At 71.4% G+C, this 4249-nt stretch carries 4 protein-coding genes and 1 pseudogene; 3 read left to right on the forward strand and 2 right to left on the reverse strand.

Features of this window, described 5'->3' with window-relative positions; all coding sequences use genetic code 11:
- Positions 1 to 113: pseudogene (locus P3T27_RS40755) on the reverse strand (electron transfer flavoprotein subunit beta); the annotation flags it as partial.
- Between the two features lie 414 nt (positions 114 to 527).
- The gene (locus P3T27_RS40760; RefSeq protein WP_280686432.1) at positions 528 to 941 is read right to left on the reverse strand and encodes a thioredoxin family protein; all 414 of its coding nucleotides are present in this window, start codon (positions 939 to 941) and stop codon (positions 528 to 530) included.
- Between the two features lie 207 nt (positions 942 to 1148).
- Between P3T27_RS40760 and P3T27_RS40765 the strand changes: the two genes are divergently transcribed.
- The 3 genes from P3T27_RS40765 to P3T27_RS40775 all read left to right on the forward strand — a co-directional run bounded on the left by P3T27_RS40765 (position 1149) and on the right by P3T27_RS40775 (position 4146).
- A complete protein-coding gene (locus P3T27_RS40765; protein ID WP_280686433.1) occupies positions 1149 to 1574 on the forward strand; it encodes a DUF4395 domain-containing protein in 426 nt (141 codons plus the stop codon).
- 258 nt (positions 1575 to 1832) lie between these two features.
- Entirely contained in the window at positions 1833 to 2603 is a 771-nt protein-coding gene (locus P3T27_RS40770; RefSeq protein ID WP_280686434.1) for a lysophospholipid acyltransferase family protein, read from the forward strand.
- A 223-nt stretch (positions 2604 to 2826) separates the two neighbouring features.
- On the forward strand, positions 2827 to 4146 hold the full coding sequence (locus P3T27_RS40775; protein ID WP_280686435.1) for a hypothetical protein: 1320 nt from the start codon (positions 2827 to 2829) through the stop codon (positions 4144 to 4146).
- Positions 4147 to 4249: the final 103 nt, after the last annotated feature.

The following is a 4249-nucleotide window of genomic DNA, read 5'->3' on the forward strand; positions in this document are numbered from 1 at the left end:
TCCGACAGAAGGCCGTCCACACCCTCCCGGTCGGTGGTGTGGTCGTCCGCGAACCGACGGTCACCCGTCGCATCCGGCACGTACTTCACACAGACAACGATCCTCAAGCTCACGGCCTGTCTCCTGTACTGGTCTCGTCCGGCGGCTGCGGCTGTGCAAGCGGGCGCGAACACGGCACGCACCCGCTCCGGGCAGCGTGTTCCCGTGCCGGTCCGGAACTTCCTGGCAGCATACTCGGCAGTAGCCCAGTGGTCACTACTGGCCAGTAGCTTAGGCCGGACGGCTGCACTTCCGCGTGCGCCCATCCTGCCCCAGACCATCCCCGACACCACCTGACGGGGCGACATATCCGCAGCGGGATCGTCCGCCGGGCGACGAACAGATGACAGCAGACAGATTTCGTCATCTGTTATCTGTTCGCTGTCATCTGTTATCTGTCATCTGTTCGCCGCCGGCCGGCTGCCCCCTGTCCCCGGCCAGCCGTCACCCGCCGCCTGACCGAGGCCGGCCTCCCGCCACGCCCCGACTCAGACCGCCTGGCCGAGCGCCGCGATCACATCCGCCTTGCGCGGCAGCCCGGCCGCGCGACGCACCACCCGGCCGTCCGCGTCCAGCACCAGGACGGTCGGTGTGCGCAGGATCTCCAGCCGGCGGACCAGCTCCAACCGCTCCTCGGCATCCACCTCGACGTGCGCCACCCCTTCGACCATGCCGGCCACGTCCGCCAGCACCCGGCGGGTGGCGCGACAGGGCTGACAGAACGCCGTCGAGAACTGCACCAACGTCGCCCGCTCGCCGAGCACCCCGCCCAGCTCCGCCCCCGACAGCCGTACCGCCCCGTCCTTGGTCCGCACCTTCAGCCTCCCGTCGCGCCCGGCCCGTGGCAGCCCGAACGTGGTCGCCAGCACCGGCACGACAACGCACACCGCCAACCCGGTCATCCCCCTAGTCTGCGACAGCGCCCTCAGGGCCCCGAAAGGGAGGTCGACCGCCAGTGCAGGGCCCGCGTACGATCGGCGGGTGGAATCCGACCGCACCGCTCCGCCGTTGCCGACCTCCCGCCGCGTCGTCGACCTGGGCCGGGCCACCACCACCCGCTGTCGCTGACGCGCCCCGCCGCCGCCCGTCGCGACCCTTCCGGAGCCCTCGTGCAGATCGACCCCCGCGGTCCCCGCTTCGCCGCCGCGCTCACCTCAGTCGTCCTGGCTGTCGCCCTGATCACCGGCAGCGGCGTGCTGCTGGCCGTCCAGGCTCTCGTCTTCGCACTCGGCGCGTTCGGCGGCCTGTGGCTCTCCCCGTACGGCTGGCTGTACCGGACGCTCCTCCTCCCCCGGCTGGCCCCGCCCTCCGAGACCGAGGACGAGCGGCCGCCCCGCTTCGCGCAGGGCGTCGGCCTGGTGTTCGCCGTCGTCGGCACCCTCGGCTTCCTCACCGGGGTGACCTGGCTCGGCCTGCTGGCCACAGCCTCCGCCCTGGCCGCGGCCTTCCTCAACGCCGCGTTCGGCTACTGCCTCGGATCCGAGATCTACCCGCTCGTCCGGCACGCGCAGGGCCGCCTCGGCACCGGGGCCTGACCGCCCCCTGGACGCCAGAGGCGTCCCGGGCCCCAGGGTCGTCACGGACGGGAAAAGTTCCCGTCCGAACTCATCACGGAGATCACACCTCGAATATTCGCTTGACCGCACGGCTCAGGTGACAGCAGGCACTCGTTCGGGGGATCATCTCCGTGAATCACCCGTGACCGCCGCGGCGTGCCGCGCTCCGATCGGCCTCCACACAACGGCGCGGGTACCGCCGTACCGGGCTCCGGCCCGTGGAAGTCAGGACTGACCGTGGCAGAGTTCGTGTACCCGCCGGTGATCGGCGCCGCACTCACCGCCTTCCGCGCGCTCGACGTGCGGATCAAGATCGTAGGCGCCGAACACATCCCCGCCAGGGGCGGAGCCGTACTGGTCAGCAATCACATCAGCTACCTGGACTTCCTCTTCGCCGGGCTCGGCGCCTACCGCGGCGGCAAGCGCAAGACCCGCTTCATGGCCAAGGACGACGTCTTCAAGCACCGGATCTCCGGCCCGCTGATGCGCGGCATGAAGCACATCCCGGTCGACCGCACCGACGGGCAGCCCGCCTACGAGGCCGCCGTGCGCGCCCTCAAGGCCGGCGAGGTCGTCGGGGTGTTCCCCGAAGCGACCATCAGTCGCTCCTTCATGCTGAAGAAGTTCAAGACCGGCGCCGCCCGGATGGCCGCCGACTCCGGCACCCCGCTACTGCCCGTCGTCCTCTGGGGTACCCAGCAGCTCTGGACCAAGGGCCGCCCGAAGACCCTGACCAAGCGTCACGTCCCGGTCACCATCATGATCGGAGAACCGATTCACCTGGGGCCGAACGACAAGCCCGTCATGGTCACCAGACGGCTGCGCGCCGCCATGAGCGAGATGCTCGACCAGACCCAGCGCGAGTACCCCGGCAAGCCCTCCGGCGCGGACGACACCTGGTGGCTGCCCACCCACCTCGGTGGCACCGCGCCCACTCTGGAGGTCGCCGAGGCCGAGGACGAGGCGGAGGCCCTCGCCAAGGCCGAGCGCCGCGCCGCCCGGGGCTGACCCGCCCCGCCCCCTCTCCTTCGCCGCTCCTCCTCCGCCGCGCCGCAAGACCGTCCACTCCGCCAGGCCTTCTACTCCGTGTGACCGACCGGACGCGAGGCGTTGCGTGTCGCCCGGCCGCTGGCGTCCCCCATCTGACACAGTGACAGCTCCTTCGAGGGGCCTTCGTCCCACATCGGGGACGGAGCCAATGTCGGCGAGGTCGGAAAGGTCGGAGACGGAGATGGCACGGATGACCGGCGCGCGGCAGTCACCCACGCTCACGCCCAAGGCCCGCACCCGCGCAAGCGCCGGTGCGGGCCTTCTGCTGCTGGGCACCCTGCTCACCGGGTGCGGGGCCGAGCCCGGCGAGATCCCACTGTCCGAGATCCAGGCGGACACGCCTTCCGCCTCCCCCGAGACGACACCGGCCACCGCGAGCCCCGGCGCTGCCGGCTCTGCTGCCGCGACCCCCGGCCTGGTCGGCGCCGCCTCCGGAGCGCCCGCGGCCACCGCGGACAACGGTCCGATCGTCGGTGTGTCCTTCCTCGACGCCACCCGCACCACCAGCTCCATCGTCGCCATCGCACCCGACGGCGCCGACCGGCGCCAGATCACCCAGCCGCCCAACCACACCAGCGACGACCGCCCCGACTGGTCCCCCGACGGCAGCACGATCGCCTTCGACCGGACCGACGTGCAGAGCGGCGCCGCCCGTCTCTGGACCGTGTCCGCCTCCGGCGACGGCGCCCACCAGATCGGCCAGCTCTGCGAGGCCAGTGCTGCCGACTGCGCCAACGAGGACGAGCGTGCTCCCGCCTACTCGCCCGACGGCAAACAGCTCGCCTTCAGCCGTTCCTGGGGCGCCCTCGACCGGACCCGCAGCAACCAGGTCCAGTACTCGGACCTCTACCTGATGAACCCCGACGGCACCGAAGTCCAGCGGCTCACCTTCCTCACCAACGACAAGCCGTACTCCGGTCAGGTGAGCAACCCCAGCTGGTCACCGGACGGCAAGCAGCTCACCTTCGAGTACCGCACCAGCGCCACCGGCCAGCCCGCCAACAGCCGCGCCATCTACGTCGTCGGCGCGGACGGCACCGGACTGCGGCAGCTCACCCCCTGGGAACTGCGCGCCGGGGACCGCGCCAACTGGTCCCCCGACGGCACGCAGATCCTCTTCACCACGTACCCGGCCGGCCCGGACAACGCCCCCGGCGGCGGCATCTACACCGTCCACCCCGACGGCACCGCCATCGGCGCGCTCACCCCCGCCCCGTCCGACGCCTTCTACGGCACCGCGTCCTTCGCGCCCGACGGCAAGTCCATCGTCTTCGCCAGCGCCGCCGCCGGGGCCGGCGCCGACCTCTACAGCATGCAGCCGGACGGCACGGGCGTCACCCGGCTCACGAACGGCGCGGACGCGTGGCTGAGCCGGCAGGCATGGGGAAAGGCGGCGGCTCCGGTCCAGCCTCAGCCTGCCGCCCAGGAGCCTGCGCAGCCCCAAGCTCAGCCGCAACCGCAACCGCAACCGCAGGAAGAGCAGCAGCTCCAGGACGGGTGAGCCACAACGCAGAGAACCCCCATCCGGTTTCCCGGATGGGGGTTCTCTGTGAATGATTGTTCGGCGGCGTCCTACTCTCCCACAGGGTCCCCCCTGCAGTACC

Origin of the sequence: Kitasatospora sp. MAA19, from assembly GCF_029894125.1 — a bacterium.
In the GTDB taxonomy this organism is placed as follows: domain Bacteria; phylum Actinomycetota; class Actinomycetes; order Streptomycetales; family Streptomycetaceae; genus Kitasatospora.

Bases quoted from the DNA above. Each gene is read 5' to 3' on its own strand.
- P3T27_RS40760 (WP_280686432.1), bottom strand. From the start codon at position 941: ATGACCGGGTTGGCGGTGTGCGTTGTCGTGCCGGTGCTGGCGACCACG.
- P3T27_RS40775 (WP_280686435.1), top strand. From the start codon at position 2,827: ATGGCACGGATGACCGGCGCGCGGCAGTCACCCACGCTCACGCCCAAG.